Here is a 23704-nt window from a genome sequence, read left to right on the forward strand (position 1 = left end):
GTGCCGAGATTGCTTGCAACGAGGCACAATGCGTCCTTACTTCAATCCCACGCCTCAAGGCGTGGGTTCCCTACTCCCTACTCCCACATCGCCACTCCCTCTGAATAGAGAGTTTTGGCGCTAAATTAGATACAAATAATTGGCTCGCAGGTGTTTACTTTTTACCAGACTCATTCAGAACAGCAATAGTGGCAATTAATAAATTACCACTTACTCTGGAAACCCTCTGGCTGAGGATTTTAGGCAAGGGAGAAACGCAACGTCAAGCCATCAGGGAATTACTGTCACTTCCTCAAAACAACCGATTACGGCAAAATATCCAAGAACTAATTACTAGTTGGCGGATAACTGTCATCAACCAGACAAATCTTACAGCAGATGACCAAGAGGTGATTATGAACTTATCCCAAGCTTACTTAGAATGGCGGGAAGCCACTTTACAAGTAGGGCAAAAAGAAGGACGACGCCAAGTAGTAGAAAATTTGTTACGCGTCCGGTTTGGTTCGCTAAATGAAGAATTAGAACAAATAATTGAGCCTTTATTACAGTTATCACCCCAAGAATACAGCCGCTTACTACTCGAATTATCTCGTGATGAGTTGTTGGCAAGATTTGGCGGTGGTTGAGTTAAATACAAACAGCAGTGAGGATTTTTTCAGAAGTTAGTTTATTGGGGAATCCATACTCAATCACCTCTGCTAAAATTACGCCATAGTTGGCAACAGGTCTATAACATACTATTAGCAATAGATGTTAGCTAATAGTATGTCAAAATGCAGATCACAAATCTGTTGAACGCGAGATAGTTTGTGAATTTTTCGCCAATAATGCCAGTGCTGCTTGGTATTGTAGATCTGCTTCTGTACCAATGTTTTCGCGATTAAGTGCTGCTTGAGCAATCACTTGATCTGGCTTAATACCGAGTTTATTAATATCGTGGTGTTGAGGTGTTTCGTACTTAGCAATTGTGACTGCTAAACCGGAACCATCGGATAATTCAAATAAAGATTGAATTAAGCCTTTACCAAAGGTAGTTTCGCCTACTAACTGGGCACGACCATTATCTTGCAATGCGCCAGCCAGAATCTCACTAGCACTGGCAGTTCCTTGATTTACTAAAAGCACCAAAGGATCTGCCGTGAGTGCAGGCCCAAATGCTTCAAAACTTCCCTGAATGCCTTGACGATTCACGGTGTAAACTATGGTGCCAGAGTCTAACCACAAGCGAGCAATTTCAATTCCTGCTTGTAAAAGACCTCCAGGATTATTTCGCAAATCTAGAACATAAGCAGCAGCGCCTTTTTTTTCTAAACCAGAGATGGCATGTGCCAATTCCATAGAAGCGTTGGCATTAAATTGAGTTAGGCGCAAGTAACCGATGGCTGTACCTTGAGGAGTCACACGTAATTCTGATACTACGGGGTTAAGAGCAATGCGATCGCGCATCACTCTAATTTCCGTCTCTGCTTCTCCCTCTCGTTCGATTACAAGAGTCACAAGGCTGCCAATTGGCCCGCGCATCCTAGTTGCTGCTTCATCAAGGGTTAAATTATCTGTAGAAATCCCCTCGATTTTGAGAATGCGATCGCGTGGTCTAATGCCTGCTTTCTCCGCTGGTGAACCCGCTATGGGAGCTACAACTTCCAACTTACCAGTTTCCGCATTCAGAGCTATTTGCAATCCCACCCCTGTCAATTCTCCAGAAGTATTGACCTGCAAGCTGCGGTATTGCTCTGGGTCTAAAAAGCGGGTAAAAGGATCATCAAGGCTCTTGAGCATCTTTTGGATTGCTCCATAAGCCGCTTTTTGATCTTGTATCGGCTTCTCTAAAGTTTGCTGTCGCACCGCCGCCCAGTTTTGATGATTAAACGTCTCATCTAGATAAGTGCGATTGACAATTCGCCACACTTCTGATACCAATTTTTGCTCGTCTGTCAAAGCTGCTGCCGGTTGGGCGAACGTACCCAACACCAAGCAAAACGCCATTAGCAGTGAAAATCCGACTCGAAAAACTTGTTTGTGCATGAACCCCATTGTGAATTCCGACTCAAACGAAATTGCCTAGAACAGCCCAGTTGCCTCGTTGTTGATGAAATCTATCTCTCGACTATGTTACTTTTTTTATAGAAGTGGTGCATTGCTCTCATCAAATTATTTAGTCAACCGATGCCAGCTGATCCCACTCACCAAACGATAAGATCTACTTTGGGCCCATAATTTTGCGTTAGGGCACTCAGAGAACGCAATATATTCCATCTTTACAGAGTGTCAAGTTTCTTAAAACTCCGATCGCTCTGAAAGTTAACAAGCAAAAGCATAAAATCCTTTTTGCTAAAATCCCAAAATTGCTAATTGGGAGATTTATCAACCGCAACCGATCTTTAGGGACTTGAGATTGTATGGCCAACGTTTACGACTGGTTTGAGGAACGCTTGGAGATCCAAGCGATCGCCGAAGACGTCACTAGCAAGTACGTTCCTCCCCACGTCAATATCTTCTACTGCCTGGGTGGTATTACCCTAACTTGCTTCTTGATCCAGTTCGCCACTGGATTTGCGATGACCTTCTATTACAAGCCAACAGTTACCGAAGCTTTCTCCTCGGTGCAGTACATCATGACCGAAGTCAACTTTGGTTGGCTGATTCGCTCTATCCATCGCTGGTCTGCCAGCATGATGGTATTGATGATGATTTTGCACGTCTTCCGGGTTTATCTGACTGGTGGTTTCAAAAAGCCCCGCGAATTGACCTGGGTAAGCGGCGTCATCCTGGCTGTGATCACCGTTTCCTTTGGTGTGACTGGTTACTCTCTACCTTGGGATCAAGTTGGTTACTGGGCTGTGAAAATCGTTAGCGGCGTACCAGAAGCCATTCCTGTAGTTGGAGTGCTGATCTCCGACCTGTTACGCGGTGGTTCTAGCGTCGGTCAAGCAACACTGACTCGCTACTACAGCGCTCACACATTTGTTCTACCTTGGTTGATTGCGGTCTTCATGCTATTCCACTTCTTGATGATCCGCAAGCAAGGCATTTCCGGCCCCTTGTAATTCAAGTTATTAGCGTTGGGTGACAGCCCTCAGTTCCCAGATGCAGTTGTTTGCTTTAAACTTATGGAAAATAAAAACTTATTGTACATAAGCTACAAAAGAAACAAACACTTGCATGGGAAGCTAAATGCTAAATCAGCCCCGACGGCGGCTAATAGCTTTCACAAATGCTTTAACTCAACTTAAGCAGGAGAGCAGATTTAAAAATGGCAACACAGAAAAAACCGGATCTAAGTGATCCTCAGCTAAGAGCCAAACTCGCCAAAGGCATGGGTCACAACTACTACGGCGAACCCGCTTGGCCTAACGACCTACTTTACGTATTTCCCATCGTAATTATGGGTTCATTCGCTTGTATTGTGGCTTTAGCTGTGCTAGACCCTGCAATGAATGGTGAACCAGCTAATCCTTTTGCTACCCCATTGGAAATTTTGCCAGAGTGGTACTTGTATCCTGTATTCCAAATTTTGCGATCGCTTCCTAACAAACTGTTGGGAGTGTTGGCAATGGCTTCAGTACCTCTGGGACTAATTCTCGTTCCCTTTATTGAGAACGTTAACAAGTTCCAAAATCCTTTCCGCCGTCCAGTAGCCACCACAGTATTTCTGTTTGGTACCCTGGTAACACTGTGGCTAGGTATCGGTGCTGCTTTACCTTTGGATAAATCTCTAACCTTGGGACTGTTCTAAATTAGTCACAACAAGCGCTTTGACGCCTGTAAATCTCAAGAGTATATGCAGATGTGCCCTTGAGAACAACAAACAGGCGTCAATTTTAATAGTCCAGATTACATCTTGGATTTTAAGTTTTGGATGATCATCAGTTAATAGTTTACTGTTAACTGCTAACTGTTAAAGCTTCGGCTTCGCTCAGCTTTAACGTCGAGCGAAGCCGAGACGTTAAAAACTATTCCAGAATCTAAAATCAGTACAAAGACAACAAATACAAACATTTTTCCTTTACTTATATTCAAGTCACGGTCAATGCTTAGCATAGTGCAGCAAGACCATCTGACGGTGAAGAGCGAACTCAAGCTCCTAAACCAGGTGCAACAATGGTTTGAGCAATTTTGTCTGCAACATTTGTCACAACTTGGTTGGTCAGAAACCCAACTTTATCGCCTCAATCTAGCATTGGCAGAAGGCTTTACTAACGCTGTTCGTCACGCTCATCATGCTTTACCGCCGGAAACAACCATTGATATTGACGTTTACTTATGGGTTGATCGACTAGAGATTAAAATTTGGGATCATGGACAACCTTTCAATCCTGATGCGATCGCAGAGCCAGAACCAGGTACTCTGCAAGTAGGGGGATATGGATGGTTTCTCCTGCGGCGCTTAGCTGATCGTGTCGTCTACGAACGTGGTGCAGATGGTAGAAATTGTCTGCTGATCGTCAAACACTACACAGAAGCACAAAAATGAAAGGGAACAGGGAAAACTAAGCTACACAGGAGGAACTATTAAAAGTGATGTTCCAGAGTCCAAGGTCAGCTTGAACTCTGGAGTTTTGACAACCTTGATGTAGGGTGCGTCAGCAAAAAGAAACCCTTAGGAACCCAAGAAATTATTCGTACTGACGCACTTTATTAAGCTAATAATCATTCAAATTGCATCCCCGCGTCTCCCCTTAAGCGCGTCCTCCGAAGTTTGCTCAACGGGGGGAACCCCCGCACGCAACTTCTCTTTGCGTCTTTCTGAGGCAAAGGATTATGCAAGTTAAAGGCAGATTAGCTTAAGTAGGTGGACACAATTATTTATAAAACGCCTGTGCGACTTCTCCTATCAAAGACGCTACGTGTAGCAAGATCTCCATAGGTTATGCTCAATGCTCGATCTTTGAGAAGACGAGGGTTGAGCGGAGTGGTCACTGAGCTTTGTCGAAGTGTCGAAACCCGGCAATCGAGGTGAGGTTTAATTTAGTCCTTCTACTTAATTAAGTTTATTAACTGCAAAATTCAATTAAGTAATCACACGCAAGTTATCTAAATATCTAGTTATAAAAATTTAATGTAAATAAAATCTGAAATAGTACTTTTGCGCATAACTTAGTATTAATAAATGCTAATTGTCTCTTATTATCCGTTGAATCTCAATAAAAATACGTAATATTACTGTCTGATTTAGTAAAAAATAAATTAGTTTTTTGTATAAAAAAACTTAGTGAATATAGTAAAGACAGCATTCGAGTTGCAGTAACTCCTTTGTTAGGATTTGTCAGCAGTGTTGGGAGTCTAGTATTTTCTCTACAACATGTGCCTTCTAAATGCTAAAAAATAGGGGAGATAGAGAAAATGATTAAAACAGCCCTAATTACAGGAATTACTGGTCAAGATGGCTACTATCTCAGCCATTTGTTACTCAATCAGGGTTATCGAGTTGTCGGATTAGTGCCTCCGCATCGACAGCCCAATTTGACAAAATTAGGAACTTTAGTTGATCAAGTAGCAATTTATACAGTTGACTTGAGAGATAGTATGGCGCTGTTAACAGCAGTTGAACAACTACGTCCTCAAGAAATTTACAATTTGGCAGCTCCCAGTTTTGTCCCAGATTCCTGGAATGACCCCTTAGCAACCTTAGATTTAATTACAGGGACAGCAACTAGGCTCTTGGAAGCTGTACGACGGGTAGGTTTATCTACTCGGTTTTACCAAGCTAGTAGTTCGGAGATGTTCGGGGATGTCTTGCTTTCGCCTCAAGATGAGGAAACCTCCTTTCGCCCGAAAAATCCCTATGCTGCTGCCAAGCTACACGCTCACTGGACAATGGTACATCATCGACAGCGATATGGTTTGTTTGCTTGTAGTGGGATTTTGTACAATCACGAGTCTCCTCTGCGTCCACCTCAATTTGTGACACGCAAAGTTTCTTTGGCAGCTGCATCAATTAAATTGGGGTTAACTCAAACATTAGAAATAGGTAACTTAGACGCCAAACGCGATTGGGGTTTTGCCGGAGATTATGTCGAAGCAATGTGGCGCATGTTGCAAGTAGATGAGCCAGAAGAATATGTGATTGGCACAGGCAAACTGCATAGTGTCAGAGACTTAGTTACCACAGCCTTTGAGGCTGTAGGGTTGGATTGGACAAAGCATGTAATAATTAATACTAATTTATTAAGACCCGATGAACATTTTCAACTGGTTGCCGACCCCAGTAAGGCCAAAAGAAACCTGAGTTGGGAACCACAAGTTAGCTTTGAGGAACTTTTAGACAAAATGGTAAAAACAGATTTAGAGCGGCTACAAAGCGGTGCAATTACACCAATCTCTGCACCGTTACCGCGAGTGTAAACAAATCAATATGCTAAGCAGTAAAGTGGCAGAAAACCGAAATTTAGGCGATAAATCTCATAAAAAAACCACCCATGTCTTCGTGTTCTTAGAAATTTTTGCTCGCGAAGGTGGTATTCAATCTTATGTACAAGATATTTTTCGCGCCTATGGGGGCTTGAGTCAAGTTTACCAAGCCGAAGTCTTCTTACTGCGAGACAGTCCTAACTGCTCAAATCCATTTGAGTCGCAAAATTTAAAATTTCATTACTTTCAAAATCAGTCTTCCCAAATCGGCAGAATAAAAATGGCAGCAGCGTTACTCAAATGTCTGCTGCAAAATCGTCCTCAGCAGGTTTTTTGTGGTCATATTAACTTAGCCTTACTGATACAAACTCTTTGCCAGCCGCTGGGGATTCCTTATACCGTGCTGACTTATGGTAAGGAAGTTTGGGAACCGTTAAAAAATCCAGAACGTCGCGCTTTGGTATCAGCAGCCGGAATTTGGACAATTAGCCGTTACAGCCGCGATCGCGCTTGTGCCGCTAATGGTCTAGACCCCAATAAAATACAGATGTTACCTTGTGCAATTGATGGAGATAAATTTACTCCTGGTGCCAAACAGCCAGAATTAGTAGAGAAGTATGGCTTAGCTAATGCCAAGGTTTTAATGACGGTAGCGCGGCTGTGGTCAGGGGATATTTACAAAGGTGTAGATGTCACAATTCGGGCGTTACCACAAATTGCTCAAGTTTTCCCCCAAGTAAAATATTTGGTAATTGGTCGCGGCGATGACCAACCACGATTAGCTCAGTTAGCAAAAGATTTAGGAGTTAGCAATCGCGTCGTTTTTGCTGGTTTTGTGCCTACAGAAGAATTAATGGAACACTATCGCCTCGCTGATGCCTACATTATGCCCTCTCAAGAAGGCTTTGGCATTGTTTATCTCGAAGCAATGGCTTGTGGTGTACCTGTATTATCTGGTGATGACGATGGCTCGGCTGACCCCTTGCAGGATGGTAAGCTGGGATGGCGAGTACCACACCGAAATCCAGATGCTGTAGCAACAGCTTGCAGAGAAATTCTCCAAGGTAATGATCAACGTTGCCATGGGCAATGGTTGCGGGAGGAAGCGATCGCTATTTTTGGCATAGATGCCCTCCAAAAGCAGCTTTTATCAATACTCAACAGCAGTGGTTCCCGGTTGTAGCAACTGCCGATAAATTATCCAATTTTGAGAGCGAAGATGATTATTAGATTCTTCCTCCCCTGCTCCCCTTGCTTACCAAAGCAATGGGATCTTTTTTGAGTTGGAAGTCCCTCCTGGGGTAATAATTACGAATTACGTATTATCAATTACGAATTATTTTGGTCAATGACTAAACTCGCTATCCTAGAAAGAGAGCAGGACGACATGGTAAAAAATGAGCCCTAAGACCTTTCAATTAAATCTTCTGAATCTCCGCCCTTGGCTCACCCTGTTAGCAGTTATATGGTTGCTGGCGTCATTGGGCTTGGGTTGGCTAGTTAAGTCTTTGCTAATTATTTTTGGCTTGCTATTGTTAGCACCCGCTATTGCTTTTGTTGGTTTCCGCTGGTGGCTACAACGTAACTTGGTTGCAGACCAATGTCCCGTCTGTAGATACGAATTTACTGGTTTGAATAACAGTCAGTTGCAGTGTCCTAACTGTGGAGAACAACTGTTAGTGCAAAATCGTCATTTTCAGCGCTTCACACCAGAAGGCACAATCGATGTGACGGCAGTTGAAGTGCCCAAGCAATCATTGGAAGATTATTGACACTCCCCGCCCCGCAAGGGCGAGGATTCTTCTCTCACAGAACCTTGTCTAGGCTGTTTCCAGCCCCCGACAGAACTTCTCCAGAAGCAATTTGAGTTACTTGCTGATTCACACGGGGACGGCCAAAGCGCTCCCAAGCATTTCCTCCTCGCAGAAATAGCTCTAGAAAGCGTAATGGTTCTGTTGAGTCGCCAACTGACCAACCCGAACTACCAGGGGCAAAGGCCAAAGTTCCTTCGGGCACCTTGAAACTACCATCAGAATATATTGCATCACTGACTACATCACCAATCCGAATTACGATCTTGCTCTCTGGCTCCAAGTTAACTGTGTGCGCTCTAATAGTTGTTTTGATATTGCCGTAGCCATCAATCCAGGCAATTCTATCTGGCGGCACATCCGGGATTTGCTCACTCTTGAGACTATCTCCTAGAAGGCTAAAATCTCCATTCATAATAGCTGCTGCTGCTACAGGAAACACATCCCGTGAGCGAAACTGCGAGCCACCACGAGAAACGTTAACCACTTGTAACTCTTTGGTATGGTCTTTGATAAAGGAGAGAGTATAGCCTGCATTTACACCCACTACTTTTACGCCATTAGATAAAACGGCATAGGTTAATCCTTCACCTTCATTATCCCGGCGGGCTTGTGGATCATCCTGACGAGGCGCACAATTGTGATATATCAGCCGCTCACTGGGGCCTGGGTTAAGTCCTAGTTGGGCAACCCAGAAACCCGTTGCCAAGGTACTGAATGGTGGAACCGAAAGCAAATGAATTTGGGCATGGGGAAAAGCTAGAAGCAAGCGTTGCGTGACTTCAGTAAATGCCGGGTCTCCTGTACCGTAGTCGGCAATGACGCAGATAAACATTCTGCTCTTCCTCCCTTTGGATAGTAATTAGCGATCAACAGTCAGGTAATGAATGGTGTTTTAACGCTCCAGTCAACCCGCCTCATCAGCAGTCTAAGTGTAATCTCAACTCCATGCAAGATTTCTAGATCACAATCAGCGCCAAATTTCTTGCGAATTGGTATTACCTCCCGTCAATCGCTAAAATCAATGTACTTACTCACATATTTACACCGAAGCTTTGGCTACTGTATCTTGTCCGCGCTGTCATCAGCTTGTTGATAATCAAGCTATTAGTTGTCCTTATTGCCGCACAACTCTTAAAGCTTATGGACATCCTGGTATTCCATTGCACCGCGCCAGTGGAGATGAGTATCTATGCGACAGTTGTACATATCATGCCGATGATACCTGTAACTTTCCTCAACGCCCTCACGCCAAAGACTGTACCCTCTACCAAAATATTGAAGAGATGAAGATAGAGTTGGAACAGCAACGTTACACTAAAAGCTTTGCAGTTTCTATCAAAAATTGGATAAAACGCAATCAGGCTTTGCTACTACTATTAGGTCTATTATTTATCTGTTTGTTAGTTGTTTTATCCACATCTTAGAAAGTTCTCAGTACCCCAATTCAGTTATTTGGCTTGGTTTTTCCTTCATCAAATACGGTTAAGTCGAACCAAAAAGTTGTACCTACTCCAACTTCACTTACTAAATGAACTCTACTCCGATGTCTTTCAATAATGTTTCTCACGATTGATAGACCTAAACCAGTACCTTCTAGGGTGTGAACTCGATTTTCTACACGAAAGAAGCGGTCAAAAATTGCTTGTTGGTCTTCGGGAGCGATGCCAATTCCTGTGTCGGAAATTTCAATTCGCACTAGACCAGGCTGATTGTGAGAACTAGATTTTAGTTCTAGTTGGTAAGTACGGATTGCCACTTTACCGCCTGATTGAGTGAATTTCAGAGCATTACCGATGAGATTGCCAAATACTTGTAACAATAAATCATAATTGCCCAAAACTAGGGGTAAATTGGGGGCAACTTCTTGAACTAATTCAATACCTTTGTCTTTAGCGTTGAGTTGATAAGTTCGCAGTGTTTGCTCGATCGCCTGGGCTAAATCTACACCATCAAAGTTGTAATTACGACCAGATTCGAGTTTTGATAAATCTAAGACATCGTTGACTAAGCGAGTTAAGCGATCGGTTTCATGGTTGACAGTCTGCAAAAATTCTTGTCGTTCCTTGACACCTAAGTCTTCGCCGTAGTCATGCAGAGTTTCGATATACGTTTTGATGTTAAATAAAGGCGTTCGCAATTCGTGAGAAACGTTGCTGATAAATTGGCTTTTTGCTTCGTTCAGTTCTACCTCGCGGGTGATATCTTGCACAGTAATGGCTATGCCTTTGATACTCTCCCGTTGGAGGTTGAGTACTGTAGTCAAGAGAATGCGGATGGTACGCTTGATTGGTTCGTTGAGAAACAGTCGGAATTCGGCGCTTTCACATTCGCCTGCTGCCATCTCATATAAGGTACGAGTAATTTCCATTTGAACGGCTGGAGGCAAGTGAGACAAAACATTGCTACCAACTACTTCCATGCCTTCCCAGCCAAAAATTCGCCGCGCTGTAGGGTTGACTAAAATCACCTGCATGTTGTTATCAATTAATACAGCACCATCGGCGATCGTGGAAACTAGGGTTTCTAGTTTGGCTTTTTCTGCTGTCAATTCCTCAATATTTTGCTCTTCATAGCGCTCCAAACGCTCTGCCATCTCATTAAAATTGAAAATTAACTCTCCTAGTTCGCCCCCTAAAGGTAAGTCGATACGTTGCTTGAAATTGCCGGCGGCTATTTGCTTCACCCCTACCAACAATTCTTTAATCGGCTTAGTGATGGTTAAAGCGTTGATTACTCCGGCCAATATCACCATGACCCAAATTGTGATAAAAACGGCGATGGTGACATCACGGGTAAAGTTAGTAGAAATGACCGCAGTTTGATTGGGGTTGATGCCGATCGCTAATACACCTAAGTATTTTTTATCGACAATCAGGGGAATAAACACATCGGTAACTGACCCGTCAGGAGTCATGTGTTGCCGCACCATGGGTTTTTCCCCATCCCCAGGGTAATCTTCTGGCAGTTGTATCCGCCGTTTAATTGTCAGGGAGTTTTCTACCTCTGGTTCCCAAAAAGGAATACCAAAAAAGATTTCCCCGTTTTCATCAGCGTAGAGCATGTAGCGCACACTGGATGTGCTGCTATAGAAGCGTTGGGAAAATTGAGCAACCTCAGTGAGATTGTGGTCAGCAATCAGGGGGGCAACGTTGGCGGCTAGTAGCAGTCCCAAGTCACTGCCAAAACGAGTGTCATTCATCCGGGCATCTTGCTGAATTGTATTCACAGCCCAGAAGGTCAGACCACTCATAATCAACGAAACCACCAAAGTGGCAACGGCCAAAAGTTTGGTCTGGAGAGTGAATTCCGACCACCAATTGGCGATCGCTTCTCGGATTGTTTGTAAAGGAGCCAGCATCTTAAGTAATGTTGTTAGTAGTTTTTGTTATAAACCCCAACAACTAAAAAATTAACAGTTAATTTGACAAACATGTTAGGGAGACTGGGGATTGGGGAACTCGGGGCCCCCGCTCCCGGAGGGAGTGGGGATTAGGGGTAATGGGGATTAGAGACTGGGGAATAGAAGAATTTTTACTAGGGACTGTTTTTAAACTCCAAATTAAACTTAATTGTAGGTTGGGTTGAGGAACGAAACCCAACATTCTCTTTGTTTTGCTGGGTTTCACTACGTACCCTACGGGATCTTGCTACAACCCAACCTACTTTTATAATTTGAAAACATACCCCAGTTTCCAATCCCCAATACCCAGTCTCAACGAATTTACCTCATTTCCGCCATCACAGTTGATATTTAATAGAAGATTAAAGCTTTTAGCTCAATTTTTTGACTGGTGAGTTAGCCACATGGCAAGCAGGGGGGACGCGGGGATGCGGGGATGCGGGGACGCGGGGATGCGAGGACGCGAGGACGCGGAGAAAGATTTTGGAACGGAAAAATAGGCTTTTTTAGACTGAGTATTAAAAATCTATCCTTGAAAGTTCCAACTCTCATCATCCCCACATCTTTGTGTCCCCCATCAGCTTCAATCATTCCATTAATCAGCAACGCCCAATTTCTCAATCCTGAAAAATAGTGTGAGGTTGCTATTCACATTCTTTTGTTCTACTTCTCTCATGCCAATTCTTTGTGCTAATTTCTGTGACTCTAGATTGGGCTGATCACAACTAGCTAAAAGATATTTGTAACCAAGTTCGTTGAAACAATACTCTATAATTTTGGTTGCGGCTTCGGTAGCATAACCTTTTTTGGTTGCTTGAGGCAGCAAAGCATAAGCTAATTGAGGCTGGTCTTCATCAAAGAAATACCACAAACCAACGAATCCAATAATTTCTTGCTGATTTTTAGTTTTAATAAACCAAAGACCAAATTTTTTTTCGTTAAAGAGCTTTTGACTCTTTATCAACATTTGTTCAACTTGTTGCAATGACCAAACATTGTCATCACATAAATACTTTCTCACATAGGGGTCAATAAAAATACTGTGTAGTACGTTAAGTTGGCTTTCTAAGATCGGTTGCAATAATAATCTTTGAGTTTCAAGTTCTAAGCTCATCATCTCACCATTGCCTATTTTTAAATTAAACGCACATACAACAAATTACATAAATTCTTATAAAAAATCATATAACAATGCAATAAAAACCTTTCTTCCTAGACCATAAAGAGGCCTATGGCGTGTTCTCAAATTATAGAAGTAGGTTAGGTTGTAGCAAGATCCCACTGGGTACGTAGTGAAACCCAACAAAGCAAAGTAAATTGTTGGGTACCCTGTGGCAAAATTTATTAGAGTCCTTCCAAACTTATTTTTCCCAGCATGACCGCAACCATTCCCAATCTCCCCAGTCTCTACGATCCTTTCTCCACTGAAGCCAAGTGGCAAAAATTCTGGGAAGAAAACCAAGTTTACAAGGCTGACCCTAACCACAAGGGCGAACCCTACTGCATTGTGATTCCGCCACCGAATGTTACTGGCAGTTTGCACATGGGACATGCCTTCGAGAGTGCGTTGATTGATACCCTTGTGCGCTATCAACGGATGCAGGGGCGCAATACTTTGTGGCTACCCGGAACTGACCATGCGAGCATTGCTGTACATACAATGTTGGAGAAGCAACTCAAAAAAGAGGGTAAAACTCGCTATGAGTTAGGGCGTGAACAATTCTTAGAACGCGCTTGGCAATGGAAGGCGGAGTCTGAGGGAACAATTGTAAATCAGCTACAACGTTTGGGTGTATCGGCGGACTGGTCACGGGAAAGATTTACTCTAGATGAGGGTTTATCTAAAGCTGTTGTCGAAGCTTTTGTCAGCCTGTATGAGGAAGATTTAATTTATCGTGGTGAATACTTAGTTAACTGGTGTCCAGCTTCTCAATCGGCGGTGTCTGATGTGGAGGTGGAACCAAGGGAGGTGGATGGTAATCTTTGGCACTTCCGTTATCCTTTTACTGATGGTTCTGGTTTTGTAGATGTGGCGACGACGCGACCGGAGACGATGCTGGGCGATACGGCTGTGGCGGTGAATCCTAATGACGATCGCTATAAACATTTAATCGGTAAAACGATTACTCTGCCAATTTTACACCGCCAAATCCCTGTGATTGGTGATGAATTTGTAGATCCCTCTTTCGGTACGGGTTGTGTAAAGGTGACTCCTGCCCATGATCCCAATGATTTTGAGATGGGGCGGCGTCACAATCTCCCGTTAATCAATATTATGAATAAGGATGGCACTCTCAATGCTAATGCTGGGGAGTTTCAAGGACAAGACCGCTTTGTTGCAAGAAAAAATGTGGTCTCTCGTCTAGAGGCGGATGGCTTTCTGATAAAAATTGAGGACTATAAGCATTCTGTTCCTTATAGCGATCGCGGTAAAGTTCCTATTGAACCACTTTTGTCTACTCAGTGGTTTGTCAAAATTCGCCCCCTGGCAGATCAGGCGTTGGAATTCCTTGATCAGAAAAATTCACCAGAGTTCGTCCCCCAACGTTGGACTAAGGTTTACCGTGATTGGTTGGTAAGTTTGAGAGATTGGTGCATTTCCCGTCAGTTGTGGTGGGGGCATCAAATCCCTGCATGGTACGCTGTCAGTGAAACGGATGGGCAAATTACTGACAATACGCCGTTTGTGGTGGCGAAATCCGCAGATGCAGCTTGGGAAAAAGCGAACGCACAATTTGGTGATCATGTCCAGTTGGAACAAGACCCAGATGTACTCGATACTTGGTTTTCTTCTGGGCTTTGGCCGTTCTCGACTTTGGGCTGGCCAGAACAAACACAGGATTTAGCGACTTATTACCCTACTACTACTTTAGTTACCGGCTTTGACATTATCTTTTTCTGGGTTGCCAGAATGACGATGATGGCGGGGCATTTTACAGGGCAAATGCCTTTTCAAACGGTTTACATCCACGGTTTGGTACGGGATGAAAATAATAAGAAGATGTCCAAGACGGCTAACAATGGGATTGACCCATTGTTGCTAATTACCAAGTATGGAACTGATGCTTTGCGCTACACCCTAATTAAGGAAGTAGCAGGCGCTGGTCAAGATATCCGCCTGGAGTACGATCGCAAAAAGGATGAATCTGCATCGGTGGAAGCTTCTCGCAACTTTGCGAATAAGTTGTGGAATGCGGCGCGGTTTGTGATGATGAATTTAGATGGGTTGGGGACTGGAGGAGACACGGAGACACGGAGACACGGTGAGACAGCGCTGCGGGAGGGTTTCCCTCCGCAGGCGACTGCGAACCCGAAGGGAGACACGGAGAGTTCTTTCACCGCGTCACCGCGTCTCCCCATCACCGCGTCTTCTTGTTCAATCCCTAATTCTCAATCTCTAGAATTAAGCGATCGCTGGATTATTTCTCGGTATCATCAAGTCATTAAACAAACTACTAATTACATCGATAATTACGGTTTAGGAGAAGCGGCAAAGGGTTTGTATGAATTTATTTGGGGTGATTTTTGCGACTGGTATATTGAACTGGTGAAATCCAGATTGCAAACAAGCGCAGATCCTGCATCGCGGCGAGTGGCACAGCAAACTCTCGCCTATGTGCTGGATGGAATTTTGAAATTACTCCATCCCTTCATGCCACACATTACCGAAGAAATTTGGCAGACTCTCACCCAACAGCCAGCAGAATCTCAACAATCTCTGTCTTTACAAATCTATCCCCAGGCAGATGCAAATCTAATTGATACTTCTCTAGAAGAACAATTTGCATTGTTAATTGGTACAATTCGCACGATTCGTAACTTACGTGCGGAAGCGGATGTGAAGCCTGGGGTAAAAGTAACGGTAAATTTGCAAACTGGAAGCGCTAAGGAACAGCAAATCCTGACTGCTGGACAGTCTTACATTCGAGATTTGGCGAAGGTAGAGACTTTAAATATTACTGATGAACAAAACAAACGAACAATTGCTAGTGAAAAACCTCAAAAGGGTTGGAAGACAATTGGCTTAATTCTTTTAGCACTTTTCTCAATTCGAGTGGGGTTAGCTATTGGAAATGCAATGATTGATGTTCCCATAGTAGGTAAGTTCTTTGAAATCGTTGGTTTTGTTTACACATTTTGGTTTGTTAGCCAAAATTTACTCACTACTCAGGCAAGACAAAAGTTATGGGCAAAATTCTTTCAACCCTCTAATAACGAAGATTCGCCACAACCACAACTAGAAGAACCAGAAAATGTCATCGCTGGTGTAATTGGTACAATACAAGTGCTAATTCCCCTTAGTGGAGTCGTAGATATTGAAACCTTGCGTGCCAAGCTAGATAAAAGTTTCAGCAAAGCACAAGCAGAAGTTCAGTCCCTCAAAGCTAGACTCGGCAATCCCAGCTTTGTAGATAAAGCTAGAGCTGATGTGGTACAAGGAGCGCGTGATGCTTTAGCAGAAGCTGAGAAACAAGCACAGATTCTGCGCGATCGCCTAGATGGCTTAGCATAGATGAAATGGGTAATGGTAAAGTTCAAAAATATAAGTTATGAAGTGTTCATAAATTTGGATGCAAAACTTATAAAATTTACCAATTACCCATTAAAAATTAAATAAATCTCAAGCAAAATACCTAAAAGCAATTTTTTTGTTTATATAAATTTTGTAAATTTTTGTTAAATAAATAAAACATTTTTTGAATTTAGAATTTTTAATTGGAGCAAAGCGACGATGCTATATTTAGCCCAGGTGCGAAAAAACGAGTTTTTAGACCAGCACCAGTTACGCTTATTGGCGCGTCAAGAAAGCGAGCATTTCTGGGCGATTATCCCGGAAGAAGCTCTTATCCTGTTAGGGAAAAGCAATACTATCACTGAAAAATTGCTTGTTTTAGTGGAACTATCCCCCACAGGCGACATCGAAAGCATTGAAGAGGCAACAAATTGGGTACTCCATTTGGTGGAAAGCTACCTCACAAGTGGAATTACCCCAGAATTTCTGCAACAGGAAGCCGAACGAGCAGAACATTGGCGTCAATCATTGACATTGCAGAACCAAGATTTAGCACGTCGTTCTCTAGAATTAGAAGCTCGTCGCGAACAAATTCAAGCCTTAGAAGAAAATCTCAAACGTGATAAAAATGGTCATCATCAAGAAGAAAGTTGAGTAATAAACCTGCCTTGAAAGTAGGGAGTAGGGAGTGGTTATTAGCAACTCCTATCAGCTTAGTTGTGAGTCGTTTGGTGGCTGCATTCTTTATCTGGGCTTTCGGTTAACCTCATTGCTGTGATTATATCTATCAGTACTGTGTTCGGCTTTGCTATTTTTGGAGCCTTGACAAGAATAGTTCTGGTTGGGTTATTGCGAAATCCTATTGCCAAATTTTAAACAGTATTTTAGGTAAAATTTGATGGCGATGTTTACGAAAAACTCGCCCACGCAATTTTTCATACCCCATGATGAGTAGCATTCTCCAAGTTGGACAAAAAGCCCTCGATTTTTCCATTGCTGACCAAAACGATCATCCTGTAAAGCTGGATGATTTCAGCGGTCAATGGGTTATTCTCTATTTTTATCCCAAAGATGACACCCCTGGTTGCACCACTGAAGCCAAAGATTTTACTGAATTGCATCAAGACTTCAACGCACTGAAAGCGAAAATATTAGGTGTGAGTCCAGATTTGAGCAAATCCCATTGTAAATTTATAGATAAATATAACTTAACAATTACACTCTTAAGCGATCCTGAACATCATTTAATAGAAGCTTATGGTGCTTGGCGCTTGAAAAAGTTTATGGGTAAAGAATACATGGGTGTTGCTCGGTCAACTTTTCTGATTTCACCCGATAGAATTATTGCTTATGCTTGGCCCAATGTAAAAACAAAAGGTCATGCTCAAGCAGTTTTAACTAAATTGCGAGAAATAATTACTAATTCGTAATTCGTAATTCGTAATTCGTAATTCGTAATCATTTATTCTCCCCCTGCTTCCCCAACCTCCTCATCCCCCTCATCTCCCTCCCTCCCTCATCCCCCCACATTTCTTCAAAACCTATCCGGATGAGGCAAAATTCAACTGAATAACTACTATACACCGATTATCTCTGTTAAAACTTATGGACATGCCCCAACGCGTATCAATTCGCTACAAAGACGCGTCCTTCAACCTTAATGAGATACGCTTAAGAACCTTCAAGCTTGGTTTACAAATATGGGAAGAACAAACCAAACCCAGAAAAACAGAGCTTTATGAATTTATATTTTCTTGCTTGAAACAGGTTGAGCGCCAAGATCGTTTTATGTTTTCTCTACTGTTTATAGAATTAACAGATATGATTCGTAATTCTCGACTGGAGAGAGGAACCAAAGAGGTGATTATTAAAACGGCTTTTAGAGAATTTGCTTGTGCTTTAACAGACTTTGAAGACGCTGTTAAGTAAAAGCGATCGCCCTCTCATTATAAACAAGAAAATGCGATCGCTGTGATTGCAGAGGAAGAATATTGGCTTTGTTAAAGTCTCTGAGATAGTTGAAGATGGGACTCAGGTCTTACGGATTCTTCAAGATTTTATCTTAATTGAGATATACTTTCAATAAGCTAGTTGATTATATCAAAAATTAGATGAGAAATTTAACAAGGCTTGAGAACATGGTTAAGCAGTTTTGAGGTACAGTGTAGTGAGCTATAAAAGCTCAATATTTGTTCTGCTACAAGCTCTGGATAGAAAAAGTGAAAGAAATGTCGTCCTTCCATGCATGACCACAAGCGATCGCACTTTTTTAAATAGGGTTTCCATGCTTGTAAGGTATCAGTCTCAACAATAATATCATCATTACTACCACAAACCATTACAGGTATTTGTAGTGAAGCCGCTGGAAATGACTACTAGCTGATTAATCTGAAATCCTTATTAGTAAAATTTTGCATCACTACTGAGTTAATAGTGTAGAGTATTAGCCAAACTATTGCAAATATTTTTTATTAAAATCCCATATATTCCCAATTTCCTATTCCCCAACTTGAGCAAAATAGTGTGATTTGCGGATACTGGCGTTAAAATCTGAGTCAAACAATTGGTAAATATTGCTAGTCGTGTCCACTTCTGCAAAAACCTTTCCTGTTTGGGCATTTTTTTCGCTGTTAACCAACGGCATACTAATGCTGGCCGTCATCCTGCTAATTTGGCAACAACAAAGTTCAACTGCTTTTACCGAACCCACAACCGTACCAAACCAAATTAGCCTCAACGGCGAACCCCAAGCAGCAACACCTGATTTAGGCCCCCGTCACAAACTCAGTTATCGGCAATGGTTAGATATTCTCAAGCAAGAAGCTAAGGTTGCCGCTGACAAACGTCCTCCCCAACTAAATATACTGGCGGGAGATTCTCTGACTCTGTGGTTTCCTACGGAGTTATTACCAGAAAATAAAAATTGGTTAAATCAAGCAATTTCTGGCGAAACTAGCGATGGTTTGTTACAAAGATTAACTATATTTGACCGGACTCAGCCAGACGCAATTTTTGTCATGATTGGCATTAATGACCTGATTCGCGGGTTCAGCGATAAAGAAATTTTAAATAAGCAGCGGCGAATTATGAGTCATCTACGAAAGGCGCATCCAACAGCGCAAATCGTTATCCAGTCGATTTTGCCGCATGGGGGAGAGGAAGCAACTTGGCAAGGACGAGATAAATTGCTGGCTATTCCTAATAGCCGCATTCGTCAGTTAAATCAGCAACTGCAAAGTATCGCTGCTAAAGAAGGTGTTAAATATCTTGACTTACATTCCTTGTTTATCAATAAGCAAGGTAATATTCGTTCTGAGTTTACAACTGATGGCTTACATCTGAGTTCTGTGGGCTATGTAGTTTGGCGTTCTGCATTGCAGGTGTATAGTAACGTCTTAACGCGAGAAAATAAACAATAGTAATTTAAGTTGACAAGTCTAATGGATACAAAAGCTTTTAAACGGACACTCCAACATTCAGAAAATTACAATCGCAAAGGGTTTGGTCATCAAGCAGAGGTTGCTAACCAGTTAGAATCTGAGTATCAAAGTAGCTTGATTCAGGAAATTCGCGATCGCAACTACACACTGCAACGAGGTGATGTTACAATCCGTCTGGCGCAAGCGTTTGGCTTTTGCTGGGGTGTAGAACGTGCAGTAGCTATGGCCTATGAAACTCGTCAGCACTTCCCCGCAGAAAAAATTTGGATTACTAATGAAATTATTCACAATCCTGCTGTCAATCAACGAATGCAGGAAATGGAAGTAGAATTTGTTCCTGTGGAAGCAGGTAAAAAAGATTTTACTGTTGTGGCTACTGGTGATGTTGTGATCTTACCTGCTTTTGGGGCTAGCGTTCAAGAAATGCAGATTCTCCATGATAAAGGCTGCAAAATTGTCGATACAACTTGTCCTTGGGTATCCAAAGTTTGGAATACAGTTGAAAAGCATAAAAAGGTTGATTACACTTCAATTATTCACGGTAAATACAAGCATGAAGAAACTGTTGCTACCAGTTCTTTTGCTGGCAAATATTTAATTGTGCTAAATTTGCAAGAAGCCGAATATGTTGCTAACTATATTCTTAATGGTGGCAACCGTGACGAATTTTTGACTAAATTTGCTAAAGCTTGTTCAGTTGGATTTGACCCCGACCAAGATTTAGCAAGAGTTGGCATTGCTAACCAAACCACAATGCTCAAAGGCGAAACTGAAAAGATTGGTAAGCTGTTTGAGCATACCATGATGCAGAAGTATGGCCCTACTGAACTGAATCAACATTTCCAAAGTTTTAATACTATCTGCGATGCTACTCAAGAACGGCAAGATGCAATGTTGGAGTTAGTGCAAGATGATTTAGATTTGATGGTAGTCATCGGTGGTTTTAATTCCTCAAATACTACTCAACTTCAACAGATTGCCGCTGAGAAGGGAATTCATTCTTATCACATTGATAGTGTAGGACGAATCAAATCGGGAAATTCTATTGAACATCGGCAATTAAATGGAGAATTAGTAATTACAGAAAATTGGTTGCCAGATGGAGAAATTATTGTTGGCATTACTTCTGGTGCTTCTACACCAGACAAAGTGGTAGAAGATGTAATTGAGAAAATTTTTGTAGAAAAAGCAAAAGTGATCTTAGTTTAATCAAGAAGAGAAATTATCAGCTCCTCTTGAACATTATAGAGGGTCTTGATGAGAGCGATCATTAAATAGTTACCAATTGCACGTATAATTCATTTAGCAACACATGGCTTATTTGATGATGTGTTAGGGGGAGGAGGTGCGATCGCTCTTGCACCTTCAAAAATCGATAACGGCTTTCTCACCGCCGATAATTAAGTCCAATATAAAATCTCAGCATTTGGAAAGCGCCGTTGAATCTCATTTGTAAAAAAGCGCTTCATCGTCTTCATCGTGTCAGCGTCGTAAACATACTTAATTCCACCAAATTTATTACGTTTGACACTGCGTTTCGCCTCATCCATGTCTAATTTCGATTGCGGATACCAAGTTTGTAATACTTCTTTTGACCCTGGTGTAAAACGGTGCGAGATTAACTCAAACGTGAGGTCACAGTCCATATCTAGCGCTTCACTAATCGCATCAAACAAGCGTCCATAGTGCATCTGCCAATCATCTATAGGCATAATTGGCGCAACCACTAACCCCACTGGATAGCCACCACCGTCAGACTCTCGTGGTAGTGCCAACTTACGCAATGCTCCCAGACGTGATGCAACTGACGCTGTACCACCTTCAAACCTACCAGAAATAGGTGCAGCATTAACACTCATGCGGAAGCGAGTATGGCCATTGTGAGGTAAGTTGAGTAAGCCATCCACCGCATCGAATTTTGATACACAACGTAAATGTGCATCAGTACGCATACCAAAATAACGGATACACTCGGCCAGGCTACCTGTAAGATGCTCAATACCCAATGGATCAGTGTAGCAGCTAACTTCATAGGTTGTTAGCTGTTCCAGTCGTTCGTAAGCTGCTAAGTTCTCTAATATTTGCGGTAAGTTAGCATAAGTGCGAATAACGGGTGGCCCTGATAAACTACCTGCCAGGTAACAGTATTGACAATGTGCAGGACAACCCTCAGCGATATGAAATTGCCAATCAGCAGACGGCGGAATTGGACTAAGTTTGAATTTGCTGGGTGGTGCAGTCACAACCGCAAGAGTACGCTTAGCAATATTGTAAGTATCGCGCTCATCTTCACCACGTAAACCTGTCAGGCGATTACGTGGTAGTTCTTCTATCGGTAGGTTAAGTGACTGTACACGCGTTAATATGTTTTGTCCCCAAGGTTTATCCAAAGCCGCAGGTGTGAATATTACCCGTTCAGGCATCCATAACTTTGTTGGTTGTGTATCTGATATCGAAACATGGTCTTTAGTTGTACTCAGCAATATCATTCTCCGTTATTTATCTTGCTGATATCTGCAATTGTGCAAAGTGTTTTTGGTGACTTAGTTCTATTTTAAAATCTGGGCTTGCAGCTTACTATCGAACAAGCAAGCGGATTTCACTCATTTAAGGGTAGTAATTTCCTATGACAAAGCTATGGGAAGCTTTGGAACAACATGATTCCCAACTTTTTAGAGAAGCCAGGAATCTGAGCCTTGATGCCCTTACCATAACATCATTGGTGTGGCCGCGATCGCACAAGCAATACTCGTCCAAATATAAAAGCGCTCAAGATCCAGTTTATCCAAAGCAATAGTCATCTTAGTAATTGCTAACGCCAACGCTGTTAACAATAAAAAGAAAATAGGATAATCCAAATTAGTCATCGCTTATCCTCACTTTTTCTTTCAAGATAGGAATAAATTTTTATCCCTAATTTACTTACAGTTTAATTTTAAAACTTTGATATTTTCTCATATTCAAAAGACGTAACTATCAGAGTTTTTTCCCAAAAAATACGGAGAATTAACATCATTATCTGATTAGTTTTAAAACAACTGGTAATCAAACATACAAATGCAAGGTCTATTAAATAAATATGTATCTTGCTGTTTACACATGGCTTAGTGTTGTTGTAAGCTTGTTTTCATATCCGTATTTAAATAAATTAAAAACATTGATTTTTCCATACATTCTCAACTTTATACAACTAAACTAATAAATATAATTCCTCTAATTATGTCTATTAAATAATTGGGAAAGACTTGCTTGCTCAACATTAATTATCGAGAATAAAAAGTATACGGAACACATGATTTTAGCCTTATTCAAGTCCGCTTTTGCGGACTTGATTTCTTTTGTTCACTATGGTGTCGCCAGCAACACCGCTATCTATTGAATAAGAACTGCTATCGAAAATTATCGGAAAAGCATAACATTCTTGTGGTATCTAGCGAATCACGATAGAAACAATCGCAGCGACTAAAACCATGTTTTTGAAAGATTTCTTGAAGAGTTTGCTGAGTTTCAGGGAAATCACTCGTAGATATGTGATTTGCAACCAGGAAATACTCTGCACTAGTAAGTAAAGACCAAGACTTTTGAACGTTATCTAGATAGCGTTGCACATAAGTTTCTCGGTCTTCTCCCTCTTGACGAACAACATCGATGAGAATCAAAACACCGTCAGATGTGAGCAAATTTCTTAACTGACCAATAATGCTATCCTTTTGTTGAAGATTTAAATGGTGAAGCGCAAAAGAGATCAAAATAGCATCAAATTTATCTTGCGGATTGAGTACCAGTTCATCAACTACTTGGGAAAAATCACCTACAATCAAGGTCGTTTTGCATGGAATCTTAGCCATGTTACTATTGGCGATTTCCAGCGCTGGTACTGAGAGGTCTATACCTTTATAGGAAGTAATAGCGGTATTCAGCAAAGCTTGAGCAGTAAAGCTAGCATCACCACATCCCAAATCAAGCATTTTAAATGGTTTTTGCAAGTAGTCAAGCAGAAATTTGTGTAGTACACAGGAAATTTCATGGTGTTCCATGTAATTATTGTTGAGTACTTTTTGATAAACTTGCCATTGCTCGTTAAAGAACTCTTTGGGCTGGAAAGCTACCTTGTCATCACTGTGAGGATGTGTTTTATCTAACATAGCGCGTTGAAGAAATATAGGTGTAGGGATAGAATTTACCT

The 23704-nt window shown here is 41.9% G+C and carries 22 protein-coding genes; 14 read left to right on the forward strand and 8 right to left on the reverse strand.

From position 1 onward, the window contains the following. Window positions 1-188: 188 nt before the first annotated feature. Entirely contained in the window at window positions 189-626 is a 438-nt protein-coding gene (locus tag AC5JMF_RS11605) for a hypothetical protein (RefSeq protein ID WP_495795865.1), read from the forward strand. Window positions 627-780: 154 nt separating this feature from the next. Here the strand turns inward: AC5JMF_RS11605 and ctpA are convergent, their stop codons facing one another. Then, window positions 781-2034, reverse strand: a complete 1254-nt coding sequence (ctpA, locus tag AC5JMF_RS11610; RefSeq protein ID WP_495795866.1) for a carboxyl-terminal processing protease CtpA — start codon at window positions 2032-2034, stop codon at window positions 781-783. 365 nt (window positions 2035-2399) lie between these two features. On the opposite strand from ctpA, the gene petB reads away from it, so the two are divergent. The 6 genes from petB (at window position 2400) to AC5JMF_RS11640 (ending at window position 8123) form a co-directional block, all read left to right on the forward strand. Further along, entirely contained in the window at window positions 2400-3047 is a 648-nt protein-coding gene (petB, locus tag AC5JMF_RS11615) for a cytochrome b6 (RefSeq protein WP_495795867.1), read from the forward strand. 206 nt (window positions 3048-3253) lie between these two features. Continuing rightward, window positions 3254-3736, forward strand: coding sequence for a cytochrome b6-f complex subunit IV (gene petD / locus AC5JMF_RS11620; protein ID WP_495795868.1), 483 nt, complete (start codon window positions 3254-3256; stop codon window positions 3734-3736). A 294-nt stretch (window positions 3737-4030) separates the two neighbouring features. Beyond that, on the forward strand, window positions 4031-4474 hold the full coding sequence (locus AC5JMF_RS11625) for an ATP-binding protein (RefSeq protein WP_495795869.1): 444 nt from the start codon (window positions 4031-4033) through the stop codon (window positions 4472-4474). 869 nt (window positions 4475-5343) lie between these two features. Next, on the forward strand, window positions 5344-6345 hold the full coding sequence (locus AC5JMF_RS11630; RefSeq protein WP_495795870.1) for a GDP-mannose 4,6-dehydratase: 1002 nt from the start codon (window positions 5344-5346) through the stop codon (window positions 6343-6345). Between the two features lie 10 nt (window positions 6346-6355). After that, window positions 6356-7534, forward strand: coding sequence for a glycosyltransferase family 4 protein (locus tag AC5JMF_RS11635; RefSeq protein WP_495795871.1), 1179 nt, complete (start codon window positions 6356-6358; stop codon window positions 7532-7534). A 214-nt stretch (window positions 7535-7748) separates the two neighbouring features. Then, on the forward strand, window positions 7749-8123 hold the full coding sequence (locus AC5JMF_RS11640) for a hypothetical protein (RefSeq protein ID WP_495795872.1): 375 nt from the start codon (window positions 7749-7751) through the stop codon (window positions 8121-8123). A 34-nt stretch (window positions 8124-8157) separates the two neighbouring features. On the opposite strand, the gene AC5JMF_RS11645 is transcribed toward AC5JMF_RS11640, so the two are convergent. Continuing rightward, on the reverse strand, window positions 8158-8997 hold the full coding sequence (locus AC5JMF_RS11645; RefSeq protein WP_495795873.1) for an SAM hydrolase/SAM-dependent halogenase family protein: 840 nt from the start codon (window positions 8995-8997) through the stop codon (window positions 8158-8160). 220 nt (window positions 8998-9217) lie between these two features. Between AC5JMF_RS11645 and AC5JMF_RS11650 the strand changes: the two genes are divergently transcribed. Then, complete coding sequence (locus tag AC5JMF_RS11650; protein ID WP_495795874.1) at window positions 9218-9589, forward strand: hypothetical protein; 372 nt, start codon at window positions 9218-9220, stop codon at window positions 9587-9589. Window positions 9590-9609: 20 nt separating this feature from the next. Here AC5JMF_RS11650 and nblS read toward each other — a convergent pair whose 3' ends face one another. After that, window positions 9610-11523, reverse strand: a complete 1914-nt coding sequence (nblS, locus tag AC5JMF_RS11655; RefSeq protein WP_495795875.1) for a two-component system sensor histidine kinase NblS — start codon at window positions 11521-11523, stop codon at window positions 9610-9612. A 637-nt stretch (window positions 11524-12160) separates the two neighbouring features. Further along, window positions 12161-12682 carry a GNAT family N-acetyltransferase gene (locus AC5JMF_RS11660; RefSeq protein ID WP_495795876.1) on the reverse strand — a complete coding sequence of 174 codons (522 nt, stop codon included), beginning with the start codon at window positions 12680-12682 and terminating at the stop codon, window positions 12161-12163. A gap of 258 nt (window positions 12683-12940) precedes the next feature. On the opposite strand from AC5JMF_RS11660, the gene AC5JMF_RS11665 reads away from it, so the two are divergent. The 4 genes from AC5JMF_RS11665 to AC5JMF_RS11680 all read left to right on the forward strand — a co-directional run bounded on the left by AC5JMF_RS11665 (window position 12941) and on the right by AC5JMF_RS11680 (window position 18007). Beyond that, window positions 12941-16078, forward strand: a complete 3138-nt coding sequence (locus tag AC5JMF_RS11665; RefSeq protein WP_495795877.1) for a valine--tRNA ligase — start codon at window positions 12941-12943, stop codon at window positions 16076-16078. Between the two features lie 219 nt (window positions 16079-16297). Then, a complete protein-coding gene (locus AC5JMF_RS11670; RefSeq protein WP_495795878.1) occupies window positions 16298-16732 on the forward strand; it encodes an HmpF-related protein in 435 nt (144 codons plus the stop codon). A gap of 293 nt (window positions 16733-17025) precedes the next feature. Beyond that, window positions 17026-17508 carry a thioredoxin-dependent thiol peroxidase gene (bcp, locus tag AC5JMF_RS11675; protein ID WP_495795900.1) on the forward strand — a complete coding sequence of 161 codons (483 nt, stop codon included), beginning with the start codon at window positions 17026-17028 and terminating at the stop codon, window positions 17506-17508. Window positions 17509-17683: 175 nt separating this feature from the next. Next, window positions 17684-18007, forward strand: a complete 324-nt coding sequence (locus tag AC5JMF_RS11680) for a hypothetical protein (protein WP_495795879.1) — start codon at window positions 17684-17686, stop codon at window positions 18005-18007. A gap of 191 nt (window positions 18008-18198) precedes the next feature. Here the strand turns inward: AC5JMF_RS11680 and AC5JMF_RS11685 are convergent, their stop codons facing one another. Next, entirely contained in the window at window positions 18199-18417 is a 219-nt protein-coding gene (locus tag AC5JMF_RS11685) for a hypothetical protein (RefSeq protein ID WP_495795880.1), read from the reverse strand. Window positions 18418-18660: 243 nt separating this feature from the next. Between AC5JMF_RS11685 and AC5JMF_RS11690 the strand changes: the two genes are divergently transcribed. Both AC5JMF_RS11690 and AC5JMF_RS11695 read left to right on the forward strand, forming a co-directional pair. Next, a complete protein-coding gene (locus AC5JMF_RS11690; protein ID WP_495795881.1) occupies window positions 18661-19497 on the forward strand; it encodes an SGNH/GDSL hydrolase family protein in 837 nt (278 codons plus the stop codon). A gap of 21 nt (window positions 19498-19518) precedes the next feature. Further along, a complete protein-coding gene (locus AC5JMF_RS11695; protein WP_495795882.1) occupies window positions 19519-20727 on the forward strand; it encodes a 4-hydroxy-3-methylbut-2-enyl diphosphate reductase in 1209 nt (402 codons plus the stop codon). A 191-nt stretch (window positions 20728-20918) separates the two neighbouring features. On the opposite strand, the gene AC5JMF_RS11700 is transcribed toward AC5JMF_RS11695, so the two are convergent. From AC5JMF_RS11700 to AC5JMF_RS11710, 3 genes are all read right to left on the reverse strand, one after another. Then, window positions 20919-21941, reverse strand: coding sequence for a spore photoproduct lyase family protein (locus AC5JMF_RS11700; protein ID WP_495795901.1), 1023 nt, complete (start codon window positions 21939-21941; stop codon window positions 20919-20921). 282 nt (window positions 21942-22223) lie between these two features. Further along, complete coding sequence (locus AC5JMF_RS11705) at window positions 22224-22385, reverse strand: hypothetical protein (RefSeq protein ID WP_495795883.1); 162 nt, start codon at window positions 22383-22385, stop codon at window positions 22224-22226. Between the two features lie 522 nt (window positions 22386-22907). Further along, complete coding sequence (locus AC5JMF_RS11710; protein ID WP_495795884.1) at window positions 22908-23663, reverse strand: class I SAM-dependent methyltransferase; 756 nt, start codon at window positions 23661-23663, stop codon at window positions 22908-22910. Window positions 23664-23704: the final 41 nt, after the last annotated feature.

Source organism: Desmonostoc vinosum, assembly GCF_059505385.1.